This is a genomic window from Pontibacter sp. HSC-14F20, assembly GCF_019599265.1.
Classification (GTDB): Bacteria; Bacteroidota; Bacteroidia; order Cytophagales; family Hymenobacteraceae; genus Pontibacter.
In genome coordinates this window covers 207,932-232,712 of the sequence record NZ_JAHZTC010000002.1, presented here as the reverse complement: position 1 = coordinate 232,712, position 24,781 = coordinate 207,932, and the positions used below count along the sequence as shown (strand labels likewise).

24 protein-coding genes are annotated in these 24,781 nt (G+C 49.7%); 10 read left to right on the top strand and 14 right to left on the bottom strand.

The genetic code is table 11. The features are described from left to right. Positions 1–2: 2 nt before the first annotated feature. A complete protein-coding gene (gene ric, locus K3G39_RS03640; protein ID WP_220624813.1) occupies positions 3–959 on the bottom strand; it encodes an iron-sulfur cluster repair di-iron protein in 957 nt (318 codons plus the stop codon). A gap of 192 nt (positions 960–1,151) precedes the next feature. Between ric and K3G39_RS03635 the strand changes: the two genes are divergently transcribed. The 3 genes from K3G39_RS03635 to K3G39_RS03625 all read left to right on the top strand — a co-directional run bounded on the left by K3G39_RS03635 (position 1,152) and on the right by K3G39_RS03625 (position 5,527). Next, positions 1,152–4,451: a vitamin B12-dependent ribonucleotide reductase gene (locus tag K3G39_RS03635; protein WP_220624812.1), complete on the top strand. Its 3,300-nt coding sequence runs from the start codon at positions 1,152–1,154 to the stop codon at positions 4,449–4,451. A 236-nt stretch (positions 4,452–4,687) separates the two neighbouring features. Beyond that, positions 4,688–5,029, top strand: a complete 342-nt coding sequence (locus K3G39_RS03630) for a hypothetical protein (RefSeq protein WP_220624811.1) — start codon at positions 4,688–4,690, stop codon at positions 5,027–5,029. Positions 5,030–5,212: 183 nt separating this feature from the next. Continuing rightward, positions 5,213–5,527 (top strand): hypothetical protein, encoded by a 315-nt coding sequence (locus K3G39_RS03625; protein WP_220624810.1) that lies wholly within the window; start codon positions 5,213–5,215, stop codon positions 5,525–5,527. 23 nt (positions 5,528–5,550) lie between these two features. On the opposite strand, the gene K3G39_RS03620 is transcribed toward K3G39_RS03625, so the two are convergent. From K3G39_RS03620 to K3G39_RS03615, 3 genes are all read right to left on the bottom strand, one after another. Then, positions 5,551–6,189, bottom strand: a complete 639-nt coding sequence (locus K3G39_RS03620; protein WP_370627190.1) for an IS982 family transposase — start codon at positions 6,187–6,189, stop codon at positions 5,551–5,553. A gap of 12 nt (positions 6,190–6,201) precedes the next feature. After that, positions 6,202–6,372: a hypothetical protein gene (locus K3G39_RS20740; protein ID WP_255593889.1), complete on the bottom strand. Its 171-nt coding sequence runs from the start codon at positions 6,370–6,372 to the stop codon at positions 6,202–6,204. 128 nt (positions 6,373–6,500) lie between these two features. After that, positions 6,501–6,794: a hypothetical protein gene (locus tag K3G39_RS03615; protein ID WP_220624809.1), complete on the bottom strand. Its 294-nt coding sequence runs from the start codon at positions 6,792–6,794 to the stop codon at positions 6,501–6,503. Between the two features lie 349 nt (positions 6,795–7,143). Between K3G39_RS03615 and K3G39_RS03610 the strand changes: the two genes are divergently transcribed. Further along, on the top strand, positions 7,144–9,471 hold the full coding sequence (locus tag K3G39_RS03610; protein WP_220624808.1) for an FtsX-like permease family protein: 2,328 nt from the start codon (positions 7,144–7,146) through the stop codon (positions 9,469–9,471). Between the two features lie 130 nt (positions 9,472–9,601). Here the strand turns inward: K3G39_RS03610 and K3G39_RS03605 are convergent, their stop codons facing one another. From K3G39_RS03605 to K3G39_RS03595, 3 genes are all read right to left on the bottom strand, one after another. Continuing rightward, the gene (locus K3G39_RS03605; protein ID WP_220624807.1) at positions 9,602–10,891 is read right to left on the bottom strand and encodes a hypothetical protein; all 1,290 of its coding nucleotides are present in this window, start codon (positions 10,889–10,891) and stop codon (positions 9,602–9,604) included. Positions 10,892–10,894: 3 nt separating this feature from the next. Continuing rightward, complete coding sequence (locus tag K3G39_RS03600) at positions 10,895–11,335, bottom strand: hypothetical protein (protein WP_220624806.1); 441 nt, start codon at positions 11,333–11,335, stop codon at positions 10,895–10,897. A gap of 162 nt (positions 11,336–11,497) precedes the next feature. Continuing rightward, positions 11,498–12,139 (bottom strand): thioredoxin family protein, encoded by a 642-nt coding sequence (locus tag K3G39_RS03595; RefSeq protein WP_220624805.1) that lies wholly within the window; start codon positions 12,137–12,139, stop codon positions 11,498–11,500. Between the two features lie 218 nt (positions 12,140–12,357). Here K3G39_RS03595 and K3G39_RS03590 point away from each other — a divergent pair, with 218 nt between their 5' ends. The 6 genes from K3G39_RS03590 to K3G39_RS03565 all read left to right on the top strand — a co-directional run bounded on the left by K3G39_RS03590 (position 12,358) and on the right by K3G39_RS03565 (position 18,086). Further along, positions 12,358–12,798 carry a cytochrome c gene (locus tag K3G39_RS03590; RefSeq protein WP_220624804.1) on the top strand — a complete coding sequence of 147 codons (441 nt, stop codon included), beginning with the start codon at positions 12,358–12,360 and terminating at the stop codon, positions 12,796–12,798. Then, positions 12,791–14,161 (top strand): cbb3-type cytochrome c oxidase subunit I, encoded by a 1,371-nt coding sequence (locus tag K3G39_RS03585; RefSeq protein ID WP_220624803.1) that lies wholly within the window; start codon positions 12,791–12,793, stop codon positions 14,159–14,161. The genes K3G39_RS03590 and K3G39_RS03585 overlap by 8 nt, the downstream gene beginning before the upstream one ends. Further along, the gene (locus K3G39_RS03580; RefSeq protein WP_255593887.1) at positions 14,158–15,351 is read left to right on the top strand and encodes a proline dehydrogenase family protein; all 1,194 of its coding nucleotides are present in this window, start codon (positions 14,158–14,160) and stop codon (positions 15,349–15,351) included. Before K3G39_RS03585 ends, K3G39_RS03580 begins: the two co-directional genes overlap by 4 nt. A 75-nt stretch (positions 15,352–15,426) precedes the next feature. After that, positions 15,427–17,232, top strand: coding sequence for a hypothetical protein (locus K3G39_RS03575; RefSeq protein WP_220624802.1), 1,806 nt, complete (start codon positions 15,427–15,429; stop codon positions 17,230–17,232). 6 nt (positions 17,233–17,238) lie between these two features. Further along, positions 17,239–17,688: a 6-carboxytetrahydropterin synthase gene (locus tag K3G39_RS03570; RefSeq protein WP_220624801.1), complete on the top strand. Its 450-nt coding sequence runs from the start codon at positions 17,239–17,241 to the stop codon at positions 17,686–17,688. A gap of 167 nt (positions 17,689–17,855) precedes the next feature. Beyond that, a complete protein-coding gene (locus K3G39_RS03565) occupies positions 17,856–18,086 on the top strand; it encodes a hypothetical protein (RefSeq protein WP_220624800.1) in 231 nt (76 codons plus the stop codon). Between the two features lie 80 nt (positions 18,087–18,166). On the opposite strand, the gene K3G39_RS03560 is transcribed toward K3G39_RS03565, so the two are convergent. From K3G39_RS03560 to K3G39_RS03530, 7 genes are all read right to left on the bottom strand, one after another. After that, the gene (locus K3G39_RS03560; protein WP_220624799.1) at positions 18,167–18,934 is read right to left on the bottom strand and encodes an ABC transporter permease subunit; all 768 of its coding nucleotides are present in this window, start codon (positions 18,932–18,934) and stop codon (positions 18,167–18,169) included. Next, on the bottom strand, positions 18,931–19,641 hold the full coding sequence (locus K3G39_RS03555) for an ABC transporter ATP-binding protein (RefSeq protein WP_220624798.1): 711 nt from the start codon (positions 19,639–19,641) through the stop codon (positions 18,931–18,933). Before K3G39_RS03555 ends, K3G39_RS03560 begins: the two co-directional genes overlap by 4 nt. Next, on the bottom strand, positions 19,574–20,902 hold the full coding sequence (locus K3G39_RS03550) for a nitrous oxide reductase family maturation protein NosD (RefSeq protein ID WP_220624797.1): 1,329 nt from the start codon (positions 20,900–20,902) through the stop codon (positions 19,574–19,576). Before K3G39_RS03550 ends, K3G39_RS03555 begins: the two co-directional genes overlap by 68 nt. Then, positions 20,886–21,353 carry a nitrous oxide reductase accessory protein NosL gene (locus K3G39_RS03545; protein WP_220624796.1) on the bottom strand — a complete coding sequence of 156 codons (468 nt, stop codon included), beginning with the start codon at positions 21,351–21,353 and terminating at the stop codon, positions 20,886–20,888. The genes K3G39_RS03550 and K3G39_RS03545 overlap by 17 nt, the downstream gene beginning before the upstream one ends. A 16-nt stretch (positions 21,354–21,369) precedes the next feature. Continuing rightward, entirely contained in the window at positions 21,370–21,951 is a 582-nt protein-coding gene (locus tag K3G39_RS03540) for a hypothetical protein (RefSeq protein WP_220624795.1), read from the bottom strand. A gap of 82 nt (positions 21,952–22,033) precedes the next feature. Then, the gene (gene nosZ, locus K3G39_RS03535; protein ID WP_220624794.1) at positions 22,034–24,067 is read right to left on the bottom strand and encodes a Sec-dependent nitrous-oxide reductase; all 2,034 of its coding nucleotides are present in this window, start codon (positions 24,065–24,067) and stop codon (positions 22,034–22,036) included. A 17-nt stretch (positions 24,068–24,084) separates the two neighbouring features. After that, positions 24,085–24,630, bottom strand: a complete 546-nt coding sequence (locus tag K3G39_RS03530; protein WP_220624793.1) for a c-type cytochrome — start codon at positions 24,628–24,630, stop codon at positions 24,085–24,087. Between the last annotated feature and the right edge of the window lie 151 nt (positions 24,631–24,781).

Sequence of the window (24,781 nt, the reverse complement as noted above, 5' to 3'; positions counted from 1 at the left end):
TGTTACTTCAACACTTCTTTCTCCAGTTCCAGCGCTTTCGGGAACAGCACGTTGTTCTCCAGGTGGATGTGGCGGTGCAGGTCGTTCTCGAATTCCTCTAGTTTTGAGAACATTACTCTATACGTGGCGCAGGCGTCGGCTGGCAGGGTAAAGTCATCTGTCAACTTGCGGATAGCTTCCATTTCGCCACCGGCTGATTCGTGCTCCATCTCCATCATGTTGATCGGGTTCTGGATGCTGCCGAAGGCCGGACGGTCCAGCTTCACGCCATTCTTCTTCGCTTCTTCCATCTGCTTGATGAACGGGAACAACACGCGCTCTTCTTTCGGCATGTGAGATTCCAGCTCGTTGGCTACGTTCACAAAGTGCTTGGCTACTTCGATCACCTCGGGGTGACGGGTACCGTGTACACGGGCTACTTTGGTAGTATATTCGTACAGCGCAGGTATAGCCTCGCGCACATAGCTATGGTGCATGTTTACGATGTAGTCGCCCAGGAAGCCCAGCTCCCACTTGTCGTATTCGTTACCGCGCGAGGTCTCGGCAGTTTTCTCTGGCATGGCGTTGAGTTCGTACTCCAGTTGCTCCTGGCTGATACCTTTTTCTTCGCAAGCCTGCTTCAGTGATTTTTTGCCGTTGCAGCAGAAGTCGATGCCATATTTCTTGAACACCTGCGCCTTGCGGTAGTCTTTGGCTACGAGTTCGCCTACTGTCTCTCCTTCTTCAGGAGTCAGTTTCGAGATTTTCACTTCCCATATTTCCGGTCCCTGCAGCAGGTACTCCCACTTAAAGATATTACCGCGCTCACCTAGCAACTGGTAGTACAGTGGCTTCGGGTCGTGGTCGTTGTGAATCACAAAAGCTTCGCCGCCATTCAGTTTATCAAACCACTGGAAAATGGTCGGGTGTTTCATGCGTGGTTCCAGTACAGTTACGTCTAATTTGTCTATGGTTTCCATGGTGTTTTTTTGTTGAATTGTTCTGTTATAAATGATTGCCGATGTAAAGGTATATACAGGCAGAACAAAATAAAAGATAAAAAGGTCTTTTTTTCTTAAATATTTTTCTGATATATTTATCAAACCATTTACAGCAGCTTCTGACGAAAGTTAAGCAACTGAGAATCATACCTTTAACCCAACAACTATTTTATGAAAAAAGAGCAAGCAAAAAGCGATGGCCTACCGGTCCATCGCTTTTTTACTCGGCAGGGTGAGAGCCCCTATACCTTGTATGACTATGAAAAAAGGTCCTCTACTATCCGCGACCCTTCCGGCGGCATCGTAGCTGAGATAAAAGACGTGGAGGTGCCCGCGAACTGGTCGCAAATTGCAACTGATATACTTGCCCAGAAGTACCTGCGCAAAGCGGGTGTTCCGCAGCCAGATGGCAGCACGGGAGCAGAAAAATCGGTGAAGCAGGTGGTGCATCGTCTGGCCGACTGCTGGAGAAGCTGGGGCGAAGGGAATGGCTATTTTAAGACACAGGAAGACGCGCAGGCTTTTTACGACGAACTAGTGTACATGCTCCTCGGGCAGTATGCCGCGCCTAACTCACCGCAGTGGTTCAATACGGGCCTCCACTCCTCTTATAAATTAACCGGTAAAGCACAGGGACATTATTATGTAGACCCCAAAACCGGGAAGCTGAAAGAATCGACTTCGGCCTACGAACGTCCGCAGCCGCATGCCTGTTTTATACTGGCGGTGGATGATGACCTGGTGAACAAAGGCGGTATCATGGACCTGTGGGTGCAGGAAGCGCGCATCTTTAAGTATGGTTCCGGCGTGGGCACCAATTTCTCCAGCATCCGGGGCAAAGACGAAGCGCTTGGCGGCGGTGGCAGCTCTTCTGGCCTGATGTCCTTCCTGAAAATTGGCGACCGTGCGGCAGGAGCGATTAAGTCGGGTGGTACGACGAGAAGGGCGGCCAAAATGGTGTGCCTCGACCTCGATCATCCCGAGATTGTGGAATTCACTAACTGGAAAAAAGAAGAAGAGAAAAAAGTGGCGGCCCTGATTGCGGCGGGTTACCCTTCGGACTATAACGGGGAAGCCTACCACACCGTGTCGGGCCAGAACTCGAACAACTCGGTGCGTGTACCGAACTCCTTCTTTAAGGCCTTACAAAACGACGAACCGTGGCACCTGCATGCCCGCTCTACGGGTAAGGTGATGCAATCTATACCTGCCAGCGAGTTGTGGGACCAGATAGCCGACGCGGCCTGGTCCTGCGCCGACCCGGGACTGCAGTTCGACACGACTATTAACGAATGGCATACCTGTCCCGATGAAGGACCTATCCGCGCCTCGAATCCCTGCTCGGAATACATGTTCCTCGACAACACAGCCTGCAACCTCGCCTCGCTCAACCTGATTCGCTTTTTTGATGCTTCCACGCAGACATTCGATGTGGCCGCTTACCGCCACGCCTGCCGCCTCTGGACGATGGTGCTGGAAATTTCGGTGCTGATGGCCCAGTTCCCCTCCGAAGAAGTGGCGCAACGCTCCTACGATTACCGTACCATCGGGCTCGGCTATGCCAACCTCGGCGCTTTGCTGATGGTGCAGGGACTGGCTTACGACAGCGACGAAGCCCGCACCGTAGCCGCCGCGCTGACCGCAATTATGACGGGTACCTCCTATGCGACTTCTGCCGAGATGGCCGCTGAACTGGGGGCTTTTCCGAAGTATAAGCCTAACGCAGATGCCATGCTGCGCGTCATCCGCAACCATCGTGCGGCTGCGCACAACCAGCCTGAAGCCTACGAAGGTTTGGCTATACCTGCGCAGCCGCTCGACCCTGCCCTTTGCCCCGACTACCTGCACCAAGCCGCCTGCGCTGCGTGGGACGAAGCCTTGGAACTGGGCCAGAAACACGGCTACCGCAACGCACAGGCCACGGTTATCGCCCCGACGGGTACTATCGGTTTGCTGATGGACTGCGACACGACGGGCGTAGAGCCGGACTTTGCGCTGGTGAAGTATAAGAAGCTGGCCGGTGGCGGTTATTTCAAGATCATCAACCAGTCTATACCTGCCGCGCTGCGCAAACTGGGCTATACCGAAGCCGAAATGCAGGCCATCGTGAACTACGCCAAAGGCCACGCCACGTTCAAGGGCGCTCCTCACATCAACGAGACGTCACTAGCTGCTGCAGGCTTCACGCCAGAGGAAATCCAGCAGCTGGAAGCGGGCCTGTTGACAGCCTATGATGTGGCCTCGCTGTTCAGTGTGTACAATCTGGGAGAAGCTTGTCTGCAGCGGCTTGGTTTTGTGCCCGAACTCTACAACCTGCCTGACTTCAACCTGTTGCGCGCGCTGGGCTATACCTACCAACAGATAGAAGAAGCCAGTGACTATATCTGCGGCACCATGACTACTGAAGGCGCCCCATACCTGCGCGAAGAACACTACCCGGTGTTTGACTGCGCCAACCGCTGCGGGCACAAGGGCAAGCGTTTCATCAAGCCCGAAGGACACATCCAGATGATGGCCGCCGTGCAGCCGTTCATTTCCGGGGCTATCTCCAAGACCATCAACCTGCCCAACGAAACCACCCGCGAAGAAGTGGCCCGTTGCTACCACCTGTCCTGGGAACTGGGCCTGAAAGCTTGTTCGATTTACCGTGACGGCAGCAAGCTTTCGCAACCGCTCTCGTCGAGTAGCCAAAAAGCTGAAACCGACAAAGCACCAGACACGGAATTACCGCAGACCGACAACAGCATTAGTGCCGAACAAGTGTTGCAGGCGGCCAAAGCCATTCTAGAAGACGCCGCCAACGAGCCGTTCCGCAAGCAACTCGCCCACATGGTGGAGCGCCGCAAGCTGCCGGACAAGCGCACCGGTTTCACCCAGAAAGCCAAGATTGACGGCCATACCGTGTACATCCGCACGGGCGAGTATCCGAACGGTGAGCTCGGCGAAGTGTTCATCGACATGTACAAGGAAGGCGCTTCGTTCCGCTCCATCCTCAATTGTTTCGCTATTGCGGTGTCGCTGGGGCTGCAGTATGGTGTGCCGCTGGAAGAGTTCGTGAACCGCTTCACCTTCACCCGCTTCGAGCCGGCGGGCCGCGTGGAGCATCCCAACATCAAGTCCGCCACCTCGGTCTTCGACTACCTCTTCCGCCTCCTCGGCTACGAGTACCTGAAGCGCGAAGACCTCGTGCATGTGCCGAGTGAGAAGAACTTGGAACCGGCCACGCCAGTCGCCCCGGCTATACCTGCCGTTGCCACGCCAGCGGCCCAGCCCGAGCCGGCCACCGATGTGAAAACCAATGGCTATACTCTGATGACCCAAAGCCGCACCGTGCTGATGGAGCAGACTCAGCAAGTGCTGGCCAGCATGATGGGCGACGCCCCCATCTGCAACGTCTGCGGCCACATCACCATCCGCTCCGGCACCTGCTACAAATGCCTAAACTGTGGGAATAGTTTGGGGTGTAGTTGATTGAATTGAGTGGAAATGAAACAGGAGCGTCTGGGTATAGGCGCTCCTGTTTTTTTGTTTAATGTTTGAACGTGGCTATTATAAAGAAAGAACTATATTAGCTTCGTTAAATACATTCAGGGTACAACAGGAAATGTATTGAAAATTAACTATCCCAGTCAAGAACATCTTCTTATCTATGGTAGATAAACATTTGAGTGGATTCTAAGTAGCAGCCACTAGCAACAAAAGTTAACATGCTCCATCCATTTGCATATAGTCCAGATAAAAGTATTGAGGTCTACAATAAGACAAAAGAATTTATTAACCTCAATCCAGATACTAGGTATAAAATTGAAGAACTTTTATGGATGTACTATTCTCTTCACAATGTAATTCCAACAAACATGGAGAGCTTCTGGTCAGGTCATAATTTCCCTTATGAAGAATCTTGGGATGAGTTACAGATATCCTTTAACCTAATATGTTTTGGATTCTATAAGCAAGCAATGGCTTCTTTAAGAAGTGCGCTTGAGCTAGGTCTTTTATCAGTTTATTACAACATAAATGATGCAGGACACATAATTGTAAAGAAATGAAGGTCTGCTGATATAAAAGAAGCAGATACACCAAGAATACAAGATATTTGGAAAATACTTGTCAGACACAATAACATTAAAAAATTTTAAGACGAATTAAATATTAAAGAAAGGTTACTTAATCTTGCGTATTTGCACAACTACGTCCATACTAAAGGATATATCTACACTAATAGAGATAGGTTGACCCAATATCTCCCTGATGGTTATTTAAAAGTTTTAGATGAAATTTCCTTAAATGATACTGAAACTAAAAGCTTCCTTGAGTGGGTAAATAACCACCCTGACTTGAGTGAAGAAGATATAGAAAACCAAATTATTGAAATGGACAAGTTTCAAATAGAGGGGCAGGGATTTGAAAATTTCAAGAGGCAGAGATTAACTATCTACCATGCTCAGACCATTGAGCACTTACCAGAAAAGGTAAAGCTAAGACTTGAGAAACTCCAAAGTTGGGCTACCGAAAAAGGTTTAATTGAAAATAAAGAAAGCTTCTAACCCTAATTAACCCAAGTTGCGAGCTAGTCAATGACCTGAGCTAGGGTATAGGCGAAGATAAAGAGGATGAGCTTTAGGATGAAACCTTCGGCTGTGACGGCATGGATTTTCTTAGGGAAGAAGCCGGTAATGCCTGAGAAAGTGGTTTCAATACGCTTTCGGTAGTAATCCTTGAGAAAGGTTATATGTGGTTCGTCCTTGCGCTTGCTGTTGGATTTGCGGCAGCAGCGGAGCTCAATCTGCTCGCATTCCCCGAGCAGGTCCTCCACCTCATAGCAGGTGTAGGCGGCATCGGCATAAAGTTGGCTGTCCTGGGGCAGGTCCAGTTCCATGGCTTTGAAGGCGGTGATGTCGGCAAAAGAGCCGGCATGAATGTAGAACTGGACCGGCACCCCGTCCAAGGTGGTGATGACCTGGATGCGGAAACCATAGAAGTAGCATCGCTTGCTGACGCACTTGCCCCTATAGGCCTCTGACTGGAGCAGGTGACAGCAGGGGATGCGGATGTTGTCGCACACAGCCACCGGGAAGGAGTCGATCAGGTAAGCGCAGGTGGTGTTGAGCTCTTTCAGACTTTGCCCCAGGGCTGAGAAAAGGGCCAGCAACTGCTCCTTGAGGCCGTGCAGACGGCGGGTAAAGCCCGACTTGTCGATCTTTCTCACCCCGTGGTGGGCCTACATGTAGCCGTAGGCCGAGCACAGGTTGCCATGGAAGTAGCGGGCTGAGAGCAGAGCCGTGGTCAGGAGCTCGGCGTCATTTATTTTGCAATGCGCATCATCTTTTCTGCCAACGGCATGGAAGAAATCGTCGATGAAGCAGTATATTGTAATGGTCTGTTCTGTCATGGCTGTTACGGTTTAGGAGGTTCGCAAACTTTAAAACGTACAGCAGCCGCTGGCAGAACAGATTTTTTTATAACCCGTGAAGTATCACGCAACTTGAGTTAATTATATAACATACGTTTTCTAGTAGGTTATTCTAAAAGAAGAACGCTCTGTATTAAGATTAGGACAATCACCCCACTCACCTTCAACCCCCGCTGCCCCAGAAAGAACAACCCCAGCGGCATCGGCACGCTCGCCCAGAACATCAGCCAGTTGAAACTCGGCAAAGCCGTCAGCCCCAGCCAGAGCAAAGTGCCTTGCCCGAACAGCATTAATTCCGTAGAAAAGAAGCCGACCAAAAAAAGCGACAGCCCAATACCGCCATACCTGCCGAATCGGTAGAGGCCTTGCTGTAGCAGGAAAGCCAGCATGAACAGCGACACAAACCGAGTAAGGACAGGTGCAGGTAGCCAGTTATTTTGGTAAGGCCAACACCCACTAAGATAAAGTAAGTGCCTCAGTCTCCGGCTGTAAGTACTTTTCAGTCTATTGTGCAATATGGGCTTCCTTAATCCTGCACATTCATAGGTTTCATCACATTTTTAGGGTATTTAATCACATTTAGTTGTTGCTATTCTAAATCATTCATATTCTTACTTCTACAAACCCATTTACTTAAGTCTGAAGGGGCATAAAGCATAGTATTAGCGAGATAAGCTTATAAAAGTAACACCAAATTGAGAGGGATCTCCTTTAGTATGTAGCCTCTTTTCATTCAAAACATTTTACGTCGTGATAAAGGATAATCTAAAAATCGCCATACGGATACTCTGGAAAAACAAACTTTTTTCATTGGTCAATATCCTGAGCTTGTCCCTTAGTATGGCGGTTGGTGTTGTTCTTTTTACAGGCCTAAAAGCCACTTACGATACAGACCATTTTCATCCGGAATTAAATCAACTAGTAAGGATACTCACGCAGGAAACAAATGAGGGAGAACAAACCAAATGGGCAACAGCTCCATTGCCGTTGGCACCTCAAGTGGAAAACGTCTCCTTTGTTGAAGAAACAGTAAAAGTACGCCTGGCAGGAAAATATAACCTGCAAACTGACGGTGGTGATGTACCTATTGACATAAAATTTTCGGAGCCTTCTTTTTTTGATGTTTTTGGCTTTAAATTGTTGTCAGGTAATGCACAAAGCCTTAGCAATAAACCCACTTCACTTTTTTTAACTGAAAAAACAGCGGTAAAGATGTTTGGCAACGCCAATGCTTTAGGACAAACTGTTCAATTTGAAAATTTAGGCTCCTATACCGTTGAGGGAATTATCCAGGACCCGCCTTTAGAAACACATCTACCCATTGAGGCAATGCTTTCTATTAATGCTACTGTAATGCTTGAAAAAAAAGGAGCAATCCCTGATATTTCACAAAATTGGGGAGACTTCAAGAGTGTCGCCATTTATGCCCGCTTAAAAACAGAAGATGATTTAAGGCAGCTCAACACCACGCTCCAAAACTATAATCGGAAATTGGATAAGAGCAATCTTCAATTTCTGGCCCAATCCATAGAGGCTATTACCCCCCGAAACAAAGATATTAAGAATGACTACAATGCGGGCGTCGATTGGACGGGTATAAAAACACAGCTATTTTTAATTCTAGCCTTAACCCTTTTATCTGCTTTCAACTACATCAGCTTGACATTGGCGCGTGCCTTCTCCCGAGCGCGGGAAGTGGGTATTCGCAAAACGATAGGCGCAACAAGAGGCCAAATTATTGGTCAGTTTTTAATAGAATCGACCCTTGTTGCCCTGTTTGCTTTGTTGTTTACAGTGCCATGTGTTGAAATTTTAATGCACTACCTACCAGAAATGGATATAGCGTTTTCTTATGATCCATACTTAATATTAGGCTTATTAACCTACGCTGTCATCACAGGCTTAGTCGCAGGGGCACTTCCATCATGGCTATTGTCAGCGTTTCAGCCTATACAGGTTTTGCGTAAAATGAAGAATATTAAGCTGTTTCAGAGTGTTGCCATTTACAAAGCTTTGATTGTCGTACAGTTTTCAGTGACTATCATGCTAATGATATTGGTTGTCATATTAGCCGATTATGAAATAAAAAACCATGCAATCATTAGCTCAACCCTGTCACCCAATGTCCTGACACTTGATTTGAAAGGTGAAAAATATGAAAACCTGCAAAACGAAATAAGCCAGTTAAGCCAGGTAGAAACGACCTTGGCTACTAACTGGTATTATAAACCGATGAAAATGGGCAAATCTTCTGTAACATTAAAGGATAAAATTCTGGAAATGAATTACGTAAGTATTGACCCAAAAACAATTGAAACAGAAGGTATCAGCTTGAAATCGGGGCAGAATTTCCCTAAAGATATACCCCAAAGTACTGAGCAATATGTATTAGTGAATGAAGCTGCCGCAAAATTATTGGAGTCTGAATCGGAGACTTTAGTGGGGCAAACGCTCGCATTGGATTCTGCCTATGTACAAGTCATTGGCATCATGCCCAATGAAATTATTGGCGAGACAATCCCTTTAGTGTATCGGTATTTGCCAAATGAAATAGCCGCTTTGACCATTAAAATAATTCCAAATACAGAATTGGAAGCGACCCAAGCCATTCAATCCTTATGGAACAACCATTTTCCTGAGAAAACAGCAAATCTTCAGAATTTAAGAGATGATTATTCAAGCAGTGGAGAAAGAATAAGCTTTTTCGGATTCTTTGCCCTTATCGTGATGATAATCGCTGGTTTGGGCATTTTAGGTATAGCAAGTTACTCCGTAGAAACACGAACTAAAGAACTGGGTATAAGAAAAGTAATGGGAGCGAGCAACATAGAACTGGTTTGGACAGTTACCAAAAATTTTGGCATTCTTATTTTTATTTCCGGACTAATTGGTGTTCCGGCTGGCTTGTTTGGCGGTGATTTAATTAGACAAGATTTAGGCAGCAGTCTTGTTGAATTAAGTTTTATAAATGTAAGTCTAGGCTTTGGTTTGGTTGCCATAGTCGGGCTTCTGACTGTCCTGTCCCAAACCATTCGAGCGGCGCACATTGAACCTGTAAAGGTTTTAAAAGTAGAGTAAAAAAGGTAAAACATTCATGGGCAGGTTATGACGATGGCGAGACAATTAATTCTACTCCGCGACACCATAGCGACAATGTAACGACCGACCACATTTGTGAGAAGAAGGGCTCATGTTGCTAACAAAATGTTTATGCGATAGTGCGGTGAGGTAGTTGTAGCCCCCGCTGCCCCAGAAAAAACAGCGCCAACCCCAGCGGCATCGGCACACTCGCCCAGAACATCAGCCAGTTGAAAGACGGCAAAGCCATTAGCCCCAGCCAGAGCAAAGTGCCCTGCCCGAACAGCATCAATTCCGTACAGAAGAAGCCTGCCAGAAAAAGCGTCAACCCGATACCGCCATATCGGCCGAGTTGATAGAGCCCTTGCTGCAACAGGAAAGCCAGCACAAACAGCGACACAAAACCGAGTAGCGACAAGTGCAAATAGCCGATGATGAAGTAGCGCAGTTTATAGGCCAGGTCCGCCATGTAGGGAAAGGCAGAAGCGGTTTGTAGGGCCAGTTTCAGCACAAAAAATACCAGTGCCATACCTACCAAAGCACGAACCCAGGGCTTGAGCAAAAGCAACGCCTCCACCCATACCTGCCGCACCACTTTTGTCAGGTATAGCAAGCCCCCCAGTTGCATCGCCACAGACACATACCCGATGGCGTATACCCAGTCCGCCGGTTTGGTCCACAGCACCGAGAGCGCATAGGCCGGCAGACAGGCCAGCGCCAGTAACCAGAAAGCCCGCATGGCCCAGCTGCGGTTGAAGTATACCTGGTGGTGCTCCAGAAACCAGAACAAAAGCCCGAGCACGGCAAAGGTAAACCAGCCGTTGTACTGGAAATGCAGGTAGAAATAGATGGCCGAGTAATAGAGTTCACCGCCAATGGTGCCCTTCGCCATAATCGGCCCCATGGCCCAGGGACCGATGGAAGACACGACCATAAACAGCAGAGCCACCCCGATGTACTTCAGGGAAGTGGCGTGTGTGCCGGTGTCGACGTTAAGTTGCACATGCTTCCAGTAGCTGCGGGCAAACCAGTAACTGAGTAAAATGTGCATCGTCGAGAAGATGATGGAAAATAGCGCATAGCCCTGTACCGGAAAGGTAAACAGCATACCCAGCACCGATACCTGCGTCAGAAAGAACTGCCATCGGAACGACTTGCGATCAGCAGAGGCAGCCACCGGAAAAATGTAAAGCAAGGCAGCAAAAAAGGCGCAGTAGAGCCATCCCAGCAAGGCCACATGCGAGTGCGCATGCAGGAAATATTTAAAGTTGACGCCCGTCACAGGCGACACCATCAGCCAGCGCAAAAAAAGCCCCAGCATTGCCACTAGGACAGAATACCCCAGCGCGATGCGTGCCCGCACCAGGGTATCCTGTCCTGTTTGTGGTAACTGCTGTGGCTTTTGACTGACTTCGGTCATCGTTTATTCAAAGTACTGGTTGTATTCCTGTAGCCGCGCACTTACACGCGCAAAGGCTGTTTCAGATTCGTGCTCATCATTTTCAGCGAGCATATTCACATCCTCCACCAATGGCATCAGGTATACGTGCAGCATGTCGTGAGCAGGGCCTTTCATGCGGCAGTCTTTAAAGAGTTCCTGCATTTCTGCTTTCATCGAAGTACCCAGATCGTTATAAGCTGCTGCCGAATTGTTTTCGGCCTGCAAGTTAAACTCCTGCACCATACCCTGCAACTGGGCCATGTGGCGGTTAGTTGGCTCGTCGGCTTTCCAGCGTTCGGTACCGTTCAGGGCCAGGACCTGTTCTTCGTGCATCACTTCAGTATGTTCTGTTTCCAGGTCGCGCTCAGTGCCGCACATGGAGGTTAAACTGGCCAGGAAAATAGCAATGATCATCAGTTTCATAAGACGTTTATTTATTGATTGACAATGGATTTTTTTGACAAAAGACAAACGACGCTAATGTTACCTGACAAAGGAGATTACGGTTTATAGACTGTACGCGAGGTCTAGCTCTTAATCATACAAACTGAGTCCATTGTCGAGAACGCCTTTGTCAGGTATACTTCAAGAAAGCACCTGCTCCTCCCCTTTTGCAGGTATAGCCATCTGCACCAATCGCAGCAGGTCCTGCTGCAGCGACTGGCTGCGGTCTTTGGCATACAGGGTATGCACCAGCGTACCTATTTCCTCTTTCGTCGCATTCTGATTTTTTTCCTTAAACCGCAGCACCTGCTCGAGTATGGCCAGCGGCCTTGGTCCCCAGGTAAAGAGGCGCTCGTTGGTTTCGGCATCCAAGCAGATCAGCTTAGGTATAGCGCGGCTGCCATTAGTGAGGCAGGTATCCATCCAGGCCGGATTTTCATCACGTAGGATAATCGTCAGCTCGATGGTAGGAACCGCCTCTGCAATGGCTGCAAATGCCGGTATTTGCTGCGCGCCATCCCCGCACCACGACTCCACCAGCACCACCCAATGCCACTCCGAACGCGGCTGTTGCAGGGCCGCCAGCAGTTCAGGATCGATCTTAAATTGCTTCTCCACCCGCTTCATGCGCTGCTGGTTGAGTTTGGTATAAGCAATGCGTTCTTCGGTCTGCTCAGGGCCTGTCGTCTGGTTTTCTGCCACGAGGGTATCCACCAGTTTTTTAAAACTCTGATAAGTCAGCGGGTTGATCAGTTCGGGAGTAAGTATATCTGGGGTGTTCATATGACGAGTAGTTTAATTTTACTGCAAGTCTAGCCATACCTACCACATTATAAAATGACTTAAGTCACTCACATACAATATTTAACAAGACAAATACCTGCTGTAAAAACAAATACACAGAAAATGATCTATGTCACTATTTAGACTAACGATACTCATTTCCGGGGTGTAGTAACAGCACTAACTTGTGCCTTCAACTAAGCTCAAATTTACCTGCCATGCTGCACCGGATATTTGGTAGCCCTCACGCACAAGCTGGCATCTACGCCAGCCTTTTTATAGCCTTCCTTTTATTCACTGGTTTCGTTTATGTGGCCGATGTGCCTGCTGTGCCTTTGGATGGCAAACAGGACCTGGCGATTCAGGGAAAAGGGCTCTGGCAGCAACACAACTGTTCTTCCTGTCACCAGCTCTACGGACTGGGCGGCTACCTGGGTCCTGACCTCACCAACGTGATTTCGGAGAAAGGCGCACCCTATGCCAAAGCCATTATGCAGGGTGGTACGGGCACCATGCCCAACTTCAAACTGAGCGAAACGGAACTCACCGCACTGGTTGCTTTTCTGGAGCACGCCGACCAGACGGGTAAAGCCTCCCGCCAGCATTTCCGGATAGACGGCTTCGGACAGATTCACCTGAAAACCACCAATCATGAATAGGCGACTCGGCTCCCTCTTTCTGGCTACGGGCCTGGTGTTTCTGCTGGCCGGCGTATTTTTTGGTGTGCTGGGTGGCCTGCTATACCTGTTTCCGCAGGAGCTGCGCGACTTGCTGCCTTTCACCAAGCTTCGCCCGCTGCATGTATCATCGGTTGTTTTCTGGATACTTTTTGCCGCCATTGGCGGACTCTATTTCTATACCTCCGGCTCTTCCAAAACCATCCGAAGCTATACCCTGGGGCACCTGCATTATCTGCTTTTGTTTACGGCCGCGATTACCATTATGGGCTGTTACGTGGCGGGTATTTTCGGGGGGCGTGAGTACTGGGAGTACCCGCCTGTGCTGGCTATACCTATCGCTATTTCGTTTGTGCTGCTGGGTGTGCATTTCTACCGCCATATCAAAAAAACAAAAGGTCCCTGGCCGATCTACCGCTGGATGTGGTTGTCGGGAATCGTGTTTTTTATACTCTCTTTCACGGAGTCCTACCTGTGGGTGCTGCCTTACTTCGGTGACCACCTGGTGCGCGACATGGCTGTGCAGTGGAAGTCCTATGGTTCGCTGGTGGGCTCCTGGAACATGCTCATCAACGGCGGCGCTTTTTACGTGATGACCCGCCTGAGCGGAGACGACAGCCTGGCCCGAAAGCCGCTTACCTTTGCTTTCTTTTTCCTGGGGCTTTTCAACCTGATGTTCAACTGGGGCCACCACATCTACGCCCTGCCCGTGAGCAGCACCATCCGCTACACCGCTTATATTGTGAGCATGACCGAGCTCCTGATCCTCGGCAGGATTATCTGGACCTGGCGCAGCAGCCTTTCCGAAGCCCGTAAAAACGCCGCCCTCCTGCCCTACCGTTTTCTGATTGTAGCAGACGGCTGGATTTTCCTGAACCTGTTTATGGCCATCCTCATGTCGGTGCCGGCTATCAACCTCTATACCCACGGCACGCACATTACGGTAGCGCACACCATGGGGGCTACCATCGGCATCAACACCATGCTATTGCTCGCTTCGGCCACTTATGCCTGCATTCGGTTTTACGGCCGTTTCAGCACTGCTGCACAAAAGTCGATCATGCGCGGGCTATACCTGAGCAACGGGTCATTGGTGGTGTTCTGGGTGGCTCTGATCGGAGCTGGTTTGGGCAAGGCAGTACTGGAAGTGCAGTCGCCTGAGATGCCGCATGCACAGATCATGCAGGCGCTACAGCCCTGGTTTGTGGCCTTTGCGGTGTCGGGCACAGGTATAGCCGTGGGCGTTGCGCTGATGGCTGTACCGATACTCCGCACTTTGCTGGCTAATCAAAAAGCTATACCTGAATCAGAAACACTTAAATCCAAAGAATTGCAACATATATGAGTACGACAATCATACAACAGACAAGCGTTTTCGACCCGAACGACCTGAAGATCGCTTTCAGCAACAAGACGGACAAAGAGCTTAAACTTGCGCATTTTCTTTTCAAGATGATGGGCAAACCCACTTTGGTGAAGCTGGGCGGTATGGCCTCGGTCTGGGCACTCAAGCTGGGACTCCCGATCAAAGGTCTGGTTAAAAAAACAATCTACAGCCACTTCTGTGGGGGCGAAACAGCACAGCAGGCCCAGCGCGCCATCCGACGCATGGCCAACGCCAGGGTATACACCGTGCTCGATTACGCCGCCGAAGCCAAGGAAGACGAATCCGGTTTCGACCATGTGCTCGATGAGATCATGCGTAATATCCGGCTGGCAAAAGTAACCGGTGAGATTCCCTACATCAGCGTAAAGCTGACAGGTTTAGGCTCCCGCGAGATTTTCCAGAAAGTGCAGGAAGGCGAAACACTGACTTCAGAAGAACAGGCCGCTTTCCTGCGTACCGAAAACAGACTGAACCTGATCTGCAAGACCGCTTACGAAACCAATATTACGGTATACCTCGATGCGGAAGAAAGCTGGCTGCAGCAACCCATGGACGAGCTGGCCGAAAAGATGATGCTGCGCTACAACGAGCGCCGTGCCGTCGTGTTCAACACGCTGCAAATGTACCGCACCGACCGTATCGCCTACCTTACCGATCTGCTTAAAAGAAGCGAAGGATATGATGTGATTCTGGGTATAAAAATCGTGCGCGGAGCTTACATCGAAAAAGAGCAGGAACGTGCAGCCGAGCATGGTTATCCAAGTCCGGTCTTCCACATCAAAGCCGACACCGACCGCAGTTTTGACGGGGCCATCGATATCTGTCTGCAAAACCTGCACCGCGTTGAACTGTGCGCGGCCACGCACAACGAGGCCAGCACGCGCTACCTTGTCAACCAGATTAACCGACAAGGTATAGCCGACCACCACAAGCGCATTCACTTTTCTCAACTCTACGGCATGAGCGACAACCTGACCTACAACCTGGCTAGCGCCGGTTTCAATGCTTCCAAATACCTGCCTTACGGCGATGTGGCCACTACCCTACCTTACATGATTCGCCGGGCGGAGGAAAACACCTCGATCGCCGGGCAAATGGGCCGCGAGCTGAGCTTGCTGGAGGCGGAAATGAAACGGCGGGGGTTATAAACTAACTCTCTACAGTAGAAATGACCGAAAGCATATAAAGTAAAACAAAATCAAACCGATACAGCACTTTCATTCATGATTAAAAACACACCGCACACTTTCCACATCCCGGTTATGGGTTTGGCCTTTTCCATCGACTCGCCTATGAAAGTGGCGCAGTATGGAATCTCTTCTGTAGTCTCGCTCAGCGATGACACCCTGATTGAGCAGATGCGTGAGTATTACAGCCAGGTATACCAGGAGCCGTTCACGCCGATCTCGCAGAAAGAAGAAGACTACCGCGCCCGTCGCATCACAGCCTACCTGAACCTGGCCGACCGCATTGTAAAATTCCAGGTACAGTCGCTGAAAGAAGAGACCTTTGATTCGGAGTCGCGCCTGACCAAATATTTTTTGTTGCTGCCCGACAATGCACCATTGAAAGCGATGTACAGAAAAATGCTGCAGACCAGCAATCCGGAGCTGAAGAAGATCATGCAGGATGAGTTGCGCCAAGCCGTGGTGCCCGGAAGCATCGATGTGAACATCATGACCAAGCTCGACAAAACCAATTACGACAAAGACGGTAACCCGCTGCCGACCGAGTACTCCGACGCGCTGGCCGCGCTGCGTGGATTTGCAAAAAGCACGGTGCACGCTTCGGTTATTTTCTCAGCAGGTATGAACATGCGCCTCTACAGTTACCTGGAGCAGTTCCCGTGCTTTTTCCCGGACAAGAACGGCTACCTGGAAAAACAGGTGGTGATCAAGGTAAGTGATTACCGCTCGGCATTTGTGCAGGGCAAGATACTGGCTAAAAAAGGCATCTGGGTATCGGAGTTCCGCATTGAGTCTGGTCTGAACTGTGGTGGCCACGCTTTCTCAACGGACGGTTATCTGCTCGGCCCAATCCTGGAAGAGTTCAAGCAAAATCGGCAGGGGATGCAGGACGAGCTCTATACCTTGTTCAGCAACAGCCTTGCGGCCAAAGGCAATCCTATACCTGAAAAAGCGCCTGTTACACACATCACCGTGCAGGGAGGCATCGGCACATCAGATGAGCACAACTTTCTGCTGGAACATTATGGTATGGATGCTGCCGGTTGGGGCACGCCGTTTTTGCTCGTACCCGAAGCCACGACAGTCGACGCCGAAACCATGGAGAAGCTGGCCCGTGCGAAAAAAGAAGATCTATACCTGAGTCCGATCTCGCCGCTTGGTGTACCGTTCAACTCCCTGCGTGGCACCAGTTCTGAGGCACTCACGCTGGCGCGCATCGAGCGTGGCAAGCCGGGCAGTCCTTGCGAAAAGAAGCACCTGGTTTCAAACACAGAGTTTACCAAAGAGCCGATTTGCACCGCCTCCCGCAAATACCAGCGCAACAAACTGGTGGAGCTGCAGGGATTGGGGCTGACAGAAACAGAATACAAAGCAAGAGAAGCCAAAGTGCTTGAAAAAGAGTGCCTCTGCGAAGGCTTGGCTAACACGGCATTGGTAAAATTAGGTATAGCCCGCAAAGCTGTTGCGTCTCGTCCTGTTGCCATTTGCCCGGGACCGAACCTGGCTTATTTCTCCAACATTTTTAAACTGCAGGAAATGGTCGACCATATCTACGGCCGTGTAAATGTGCTCAACCACACCTATCGCCCGCATGTGTTTATCAACGAGCTCAACATGTATGTGCAATACTGGAAAAACAAGAAGGCCGAGCTGCAGGAAACCATGACGGATAAACAGGAAAAATACCTGCAGAGTTTCTGGCAAAACCTACAACAAGGTATAGCTTATTACAAAGAACTCGTGCCGACGCTTTTCAAAGATCAACTCGAGAAGCGTGTGCTGTTACTGGATGAATTATTGGAGGCCGAAGACCAGCTGCAACTGGCAAATCAGAAGATATAACAGCACATGAGCAGAATACGATTAACCCGTCTGTTTACCTTTGAAGCCGCACACGCCCTGCAAAACTACCAGGGCGGTTGCCGAAACATTCACGGACATTCTTACCGGTTAGAAGTAACGATTATCGGCACGCCCATCGTGGACGAGTCACACCCGAATGATGGTATGGTGATGGATTTTAAGAACCTGAAAAAGATTGTACAGGAAGCACTCATCGACCCGATTGACCATGCGCTCCTGCTACGCCAGGACGCGCCGCAGGAATTGGTTGAGGCATTGCGCCAACTGGATCATAAACTGGTGCTCACGCCTTTTCAGCCGACCTGCGAGAATATGCTGATCGATTTCAAGCAGCGGTTAGGGCACTTATTGCCGGAAGAAGTGGCCCTGCACAGCCTCAAGCTCTGGGAAACAGAAAAGTCCTTTGCAGAATGGTACGCAACCGATAACGCGTAATTTCAGTTCGCTCTAATTCAAAACCGCCCTGTCCCTGGCCTTAACCAGTCGGACGGGGCGGTTTTTTTATGCGTTTATCACAAAGTTGTATCTGATTATCAGCACTATAGTTTGAAACGAACACGCTTTATACTCGTTTTAATGACTTTACAACAATACATACGACTATGAAAAAGACACTTATAATTTTTGCCGGCATATTCTTCTTTTCCTGCAACTCTGACAACACCACGCGCGACACCGCCCGGGAAACAGACACGCGCAACACCGAAACGACGGATGAAAGTGTAGAGATTGGTTCAGGCGAAGAGATAAGCCCCCAACTCGACATGCAGGACGATACAGCAGCCTTCGAAGTTGACACGATATCGACTCCGCAACAGTCAAATCAGCAATAGCATAACAGCAACAAAAATCCCCGCCTTGCGCAAGACGGGGATTTTTGTTGTATACATTCCCGGTCAATACATTGCTATACCTAAAGATCTCTTTTCTGGAAGACCCTTCTGGCACTGAGCAGCGGAAGCAGCACCCAGAGCACCATCACGGCAAAGGCGATGGCAATGCCCCAGCCACTGCCAAAGATGCTCTTGTAGAGAGCCCCTGTGTAACCCATCATCGCCGATACGTCCAGGTTGAGCAGCACCAGCACCCGCCCAAGATCCACCGGGTTGAGGGCTGTGAGCACCAGGGTCGCCTTCTCCAGCGGATAGTCGCCAAAGGAGTAGAGGACAAAGAGCACCAGCCCGTCGTAGATCAACGCAAAGTAAAACCAGAGCAGCAGCGCTATACCGATGCCTTTGGCCTTGTCGCGTGTAATCACAGAGGCCAGAAAGGCCAGGGCCACAAAAATGAAGGTGACAAAGATGCCCGTGAGCAACAAGAATAAACCGGTGGCGCCGGGAGCAAACAAGAGCACCGGCACGCCTACCCCGATCCCAAAGGCAGCCGAAAGGGAGAGCGACACGCCCAGGTACTCACTCAGAAAGATCTTGCTGCGCTTTATAGGTTGGGAGACCAGCAATTCCATGAACTCGTAGGAGTTGTAGAAGTGGGTGGTGCCAAAGACGATGCTGATCAAAGGCACCGTCAGAAGCACCAGGTTCAAAAGGCTCAGCAGGCCCTTATCCGGACTGCCGCCCAGGTGAAACAATCCGATGGAGAGCAGCAGCAGAAACAGCGTATAAGCGACAATGATCTTGTTGCGCACAATGTCGTAGAGCACGTACTTGATGAGCTTGTTCATGGTTTGTATCCCTCACGCATTATTTTAGCGACCGCACGACTTAGGCGGGTTTCCTGCGTCTGTGCCTTCAGTTCAGAGATCGTTTCATAAAACATCACATTGCCGTCTACCAGACACATGACTTCGTCAGCCACCTCCTCTACTTCGCTCATAATGTGCGAGGTGATCAGGATCAACTTGCCTTTCTTTTTCTCTTTCAGGATTTTGCCTTTCAGAATTTCGGCTGCAAATGGGTCGAGGCCGGCGGTCGGCTCGTCCAGAATCAGTACCTGCGGATCGAAAAGGAAGGCAAGGGCCGCACTCACTTTCTGCTTCGTCCCACCCGACAGCGCACCCATCCTTTTATCATACATTTCTTCCAGCCTGTACAGACCAATCAGCTCATCATCAACGGCAGACTTTTTGCGGATATCGCGCACCATTTCAATCACCTGCCGTATTTTCATATTCTCGGGGTAGCGGCCAATCTGGGGCATGTAGCCGATCTGGCTGCGGTAAGCGTGCTTCCTGAGCACACTCTCGCCGTTAAATTTGATGTCGCCGCTGTCGGGCAGTACCATCCCCAGAATGCACTTGCTCATGGTGGTCTTACCTGCCCCGTTCGGGCCTATAATGGATATTACTTTGCCTTTATCGAGCTCAACGCTCACGCCACGGAGCACTTGCAGTTTGCCGTAGGTTTTGTTTAAATTCTCTATTGTTATCATGATCTATCTTCTTCATTAGCGGGTGCTCATCCACCAGGTTTTGTGGGATTATACTCGGCAATACTCTTTCCATGTTGTCCAGCAGGTCTACCATAAAGCTACGCATCAGCATAACTGAGGGCGGCACCCGTTCGATCAGCATCGAGTACAGACTCACCGGCCGGTAAGGCACATCCCCTACACCATCTTTATCGAGGTCGTAGCCCGTGTACTTGTCCCAATAGTTGTGCTCAAAGTAGTTGTGCTGCGCATTTCCGTTGGTGCTAATGTCGAAAGAGTTGCCGGTAAAGTTATTCAACCGGAACGTATCGTCTATACACGTGGTCATTAATTTGATCGCCCAGCCGTTGCGCTCGAAATCGTTGTTTTTGATATCGAGGCGGCTCGAGCTCTCCATGTGGATACCGGTGGTGTTTCGCCGGAAAGTGTTGTTGTAAATGACACTGTTGTTGATCTCTTTCAGAAGGAGCCCATAAGAGGCAGCCCCCCAGTTATCCTCAAAAACGTTATACTCCATCCGCACATTGGTGGTATACATCACCGCCACACCGGCCCCGTTCCTGCGGAAGGTGTTATGGGTATAGGCGTTGCCGTCCGAGAACATAAAGTGCAGGCCATAGCGACTGTTCTGGTGACTGGTGTTACGCTCTACGGTACTGTTTTTCACGGTTTCCAGGTATATCCCGTCGCGGTGGCCCTGCACGTCATTCCCGATTATCTGCACATCATCGGTATAGTACACGTGGATGGCATTGCCCAGCGACGACTCTGTTCTGCCAACGTTCTCCCCTTTCACCACATTGTCTTTGATGATGATGCCGTCCGAGTACTGCAGATATATTCCGTAGTAAGTCTTCAGGATGGTGTTGTTGAGGATCTGGATGTTATTCTGCTGCCTGACCCGGATGGCAGCATCGTCGCGGGTATAGCTGGTGGCCACGTTTTGCAGCGTGAAGCCCTGTACCGTTACGTTGTCGGAAGACACCGTAATGATTTGCCCGCTGTTATTGCCGTCGATCACGGGGTTATTTTGCCCGATCAGGCGGATGGGTTGGGTGATCTCTATACCTGACTCCAGGTATACGCCGCCATCTACGAGCACCACATCGCCGGCTTTTGCCTGGCGCACGGCCTGTTTCACAGAGGTATAGGCGCAGGTTGTACAGACTTTCAGTGTTCCACCAAAAGCCTGCAGGCTCGTCAGCAGCAGCACAAATGCGCATGCCGGCCACACTACAATACGATTACTGAGGTTTCTCATTATTTCTGACAGCTTCTTTAATCTCTTCCCAGTTCAGGAGGCGGCCTCCATACTCCTGCTGCATTTTGGTGGCAGTAGCCTCATCTGCCACAGCCGTCAGGAACATACCCATGGGGCTGGCCAGCTCCTTGCTCTGCAGGAAATGCGCCTTCTCTACCTCGATCAGTGTATTCGGATTGGTAAAATCTGTTACTAAAAGGTATGCAGCCTTATCACTTACTTCAGGCTGTTCTATTACGTAAGATGCCAGGCACTCGGCCGCATCGAAGAAAAACGGTTTGCCTTTGTCGTTGACTAATTCAGCGCCATACCTGTTGTCTGACACGGTCATCTGGCAATGGGTGCAATTCGCCTCACCATAGGGCACAGGTTTTGGCTCCACTGAGCAAGCTGCCGCTCCAAGAAGTACAAGTAGGAGGCTCAGTGTGTAAAGGGTTGTTCTGTTTATCATGTCAAAGATTGTTGGATTAAGTGGAATTGACTTTGCGCCTGCTTAACAGGTATACGAGTCCGCCTATTACTAAAGCCAGGAAGACGCCCAGGCTCCCCCAGGCCGGCAACGACAGCGCGTTAAAGTTGAGCAGTTCCTTGGGCCCAATCAGTGGTGGAATATAGGTCATACCCGGCACCTTGATGGGAGCATTCGGACTGAGGTTGGTACCATACTTGTGCAGCCAGAGGTAGAAGTCAGCGATTCCGACAGCACCCGCTATGGCCAGCAAAATAACCCAATACAGCACCAGCTTTCTTTTACCCAGCAGCCCCACAATCACGCCCGTCACCATAAAGAATATAACAATATAAGGCATGTATTTGAGTTCGGCAAAAGAATCCGGATTAATGGGCTCCATCCCGATATAATGATTCAGGATATTGAAGTTTTGCAGTACGCTCTCAGAGCTTCCGCCCAGTTTGTTTATCCAGATGTGCAGCTCCAGTCCCTCGGGATATTGTGGTGCCTCCAGGTATATCTTCCACATCGGGAAGAAAAACAGTGTGCCGAGTGACAATGCTGCCACTACCATTAGTACTCTCAGGTATATGCGCATCCTTTCTGATTAGTTTGAAGGTATAAAAAGAACAGCGAAGCCTGGTTTTAACAAACTCCGCTGTCCAGTTGTATCAGCTGATTTAGTTTACACTTGCCTGAGCCGGAGGAACCGGTCTCTTCTGGCCGGTCGAGAATTTTATAGGAACGTTAGATCCTCTCGGTGAAACCCGCACATAGCCCTGCATTTCCTGGTGGAGTGCAGAACAGAAGTCCGTACAGTAGAACGGATACACACCGGCTTGCTTCGGTACCCAGCGCAGCGATTGCGTGGCGCCGGGCATGATCAGGGTTTCAGCATTGTTGGCCCCCATCACCGCGAATCCGTGCGGTACATCCCAGTCCTGCTCGAGGTTGGTCACATGGAAAATAACCGTATCACCAACCTGCACCCCTTCAATATTATCTGGCGTAAAGTGGCTTCGGATGGAAGTCATGTTCACTTTCACTGTCCTGCCCTGCCGTGTCACACTCGCGTCAGCCTCTTTCTTCACAGCTTCCGGGTGGGTGTTCTCATCCAGTTTGAAAAACTTAACGCTGTTAGGTGCCACTTTATCTGCCTGAATAGCCTGTGCGTAGTGCGGTTCGGCCAGGGTCGGGAAGTCGAGCAGCATCCTCATTTTATCGCCGCTGATGTCAATCAACTGGGCGGAGTGCAGCAGTTCTGGTCCGGTTGGCAGGTAACGGTCTTTGGTAATTTTGTTCATTACCACCAGGTATTTGCCATCCGGCTCTTTTGTATCTCCACCCGGAATCATCAGGTGACCCGGCGAGTAGTATACCGGCATTCTATCCAACACCTTCAGGTCCTTCACATTCCACTTCACCACTTCAGATGAAACGAACATAGTTGAGTAAGCATTTCCTCTGCCATCAAACTCGGTATGCAACGGTCCTAAGCCGGGTTCCTGTACTTCACCATAGAGTACAGATTCGTACTTGAACACAGGTATACCGTTTACTTCACCATCAAAATCCTTGTTTTCAATAGCCTGCTGCATTTTAGAGAAAGAGAAAACAGGGAGCGTAGCGGCCAGCTTTCCGTTCACTACCATGTACTCACCGGTTGGGTCTACGTCAATACCGTGCGGCGACTTTGGTGCCGGAATCAGGTACATCATACCCGGACATTCTTCCGGCAGCAGGTAACGCACCTTTTTAACCACGTTAGATTTGGCGATATGAGAATTGTGGTCCATCGTGTTGTGGTAATAGTTGGCCGGCATCTCATGTGTTTTGCCCTCGGCAGCATACTTGGCTGCCAGCTTCCAGTTGATCGCGGCCAGGTAGTCGCGGTCGTTCTGAGAGGCACCCAGTTCTTTCAGAGTGTTTGCACGCTCTGTGTTGTAGGTCGTGAAAAATACCCAGTCACCGGAAGGTCCTTTGCCACCGTTTGCCAGGTCATAGTCAAAACCAGGTACCAATATCTGGAAGTCCAGCTCCATGTGGCCATCATCTTCATTTGTTTTGATGAAAGAAATTGAGCCGCGGAACTTGTCTTTATAATCTTCCATACTTTCTTCGGCTATACCACCTTTCATGTCCAGAGGAACAGAAAAACGGGTACCGGCAAGAATGTATTCGTTGTTGTTGGTGGGGTATGGTGAGCAGTGGTTACCAGCAGAGTTCGGAATCTCCATGATCTCCACGGTCTCAAAAGTCGTCAGGTCTACCTTCGCCACCCGAGGCGTGTTGTTGCCGTTCACATACAGGAACTTGCCATCTGCCATGCCGTCGGTGCGCGACAGTTTCGGGTGGTGCAGGTCATCCCAAGGTATAAAACCGTGCGATGTCATCAGCATTGGCTTTGTTTCTTCGTTATAACCATACCCGTTTTCAGCAAACTGGGTAAATACAGGTATAACCTTCAGTAGCCTGCCCGAAGGAAGACCATAGACGGAAACCTGCCCGTTAAAGCCTCCGGATAGAAAAGAATAATATTCATCGTGTTGTCCTGGTGGAACATATACTGCAGCAGCGGCATCAGAATCAACTGTGTCCGATTTCTTACTCTCGTCTCCTCCTCCACATGCTTGCAGTACCACACCTGCAATAAGCGTCAGCATAAAGCCTAGCCGGGGTGCTATTGCTTTTAATTTCTGGTTTAGTACTTTCATGATATTTGGGGTTTAGATTATTTTCCTTGTGCCTGCAGGTCATTCTGGCGTAAGAACTCCAGTATAGCTCTGGCATCGGCCTCGTTGATGTTCTGGTTGGTCATCTGAGTTAAGTGTTCCGCCAGCAGCTTTTTGGCGGTCGGATCTTTCTTGGTCATTTCTTCGGGGTTGATCACCATGTTCATGATCCATTCCGGCTTGCGTTTCTCTGTCACGCCCAGCAGGCCAGGTCCTACAATTTTCTGGTCAGATAACTGGTGGCAGGCGGAGCATTTGCCTTCAAATATCGTTTTTCCCTCAGCAGCCAGGGCTTCATCTATATCTGCACTTACTTCAATAGAAGAAATAGGGCCTATACCTTTGCCGTCATCTTCTACAGGCGCTTGCTCCTGCTGGTGCGCCAGGCCGGTTTGTTCTTGCGACTCGGCAGTCTTATTTTCATTGTCTCCTGATGAACAGCTAAAAAGCAAAGTGCCGCAGAACAAGGCTGCTATACCATATCTGACAGACTTCGGTAGTAGACCATGCAGTAATGTGTTTAATGGTTGGGACTGATTTGCCATAGTTTTTGGTGCTTAAGGTGAGTATTGTTAAACATTCTTGGCTTGTGTACGCACCGTATCCTATCCGGTTTTTTTTAGGCGCGGACAGTGAAGTATATACCCATTTTCAATGCTTTCCATTTTTTGTATAATTCTTAGCTATGGTAGCGCG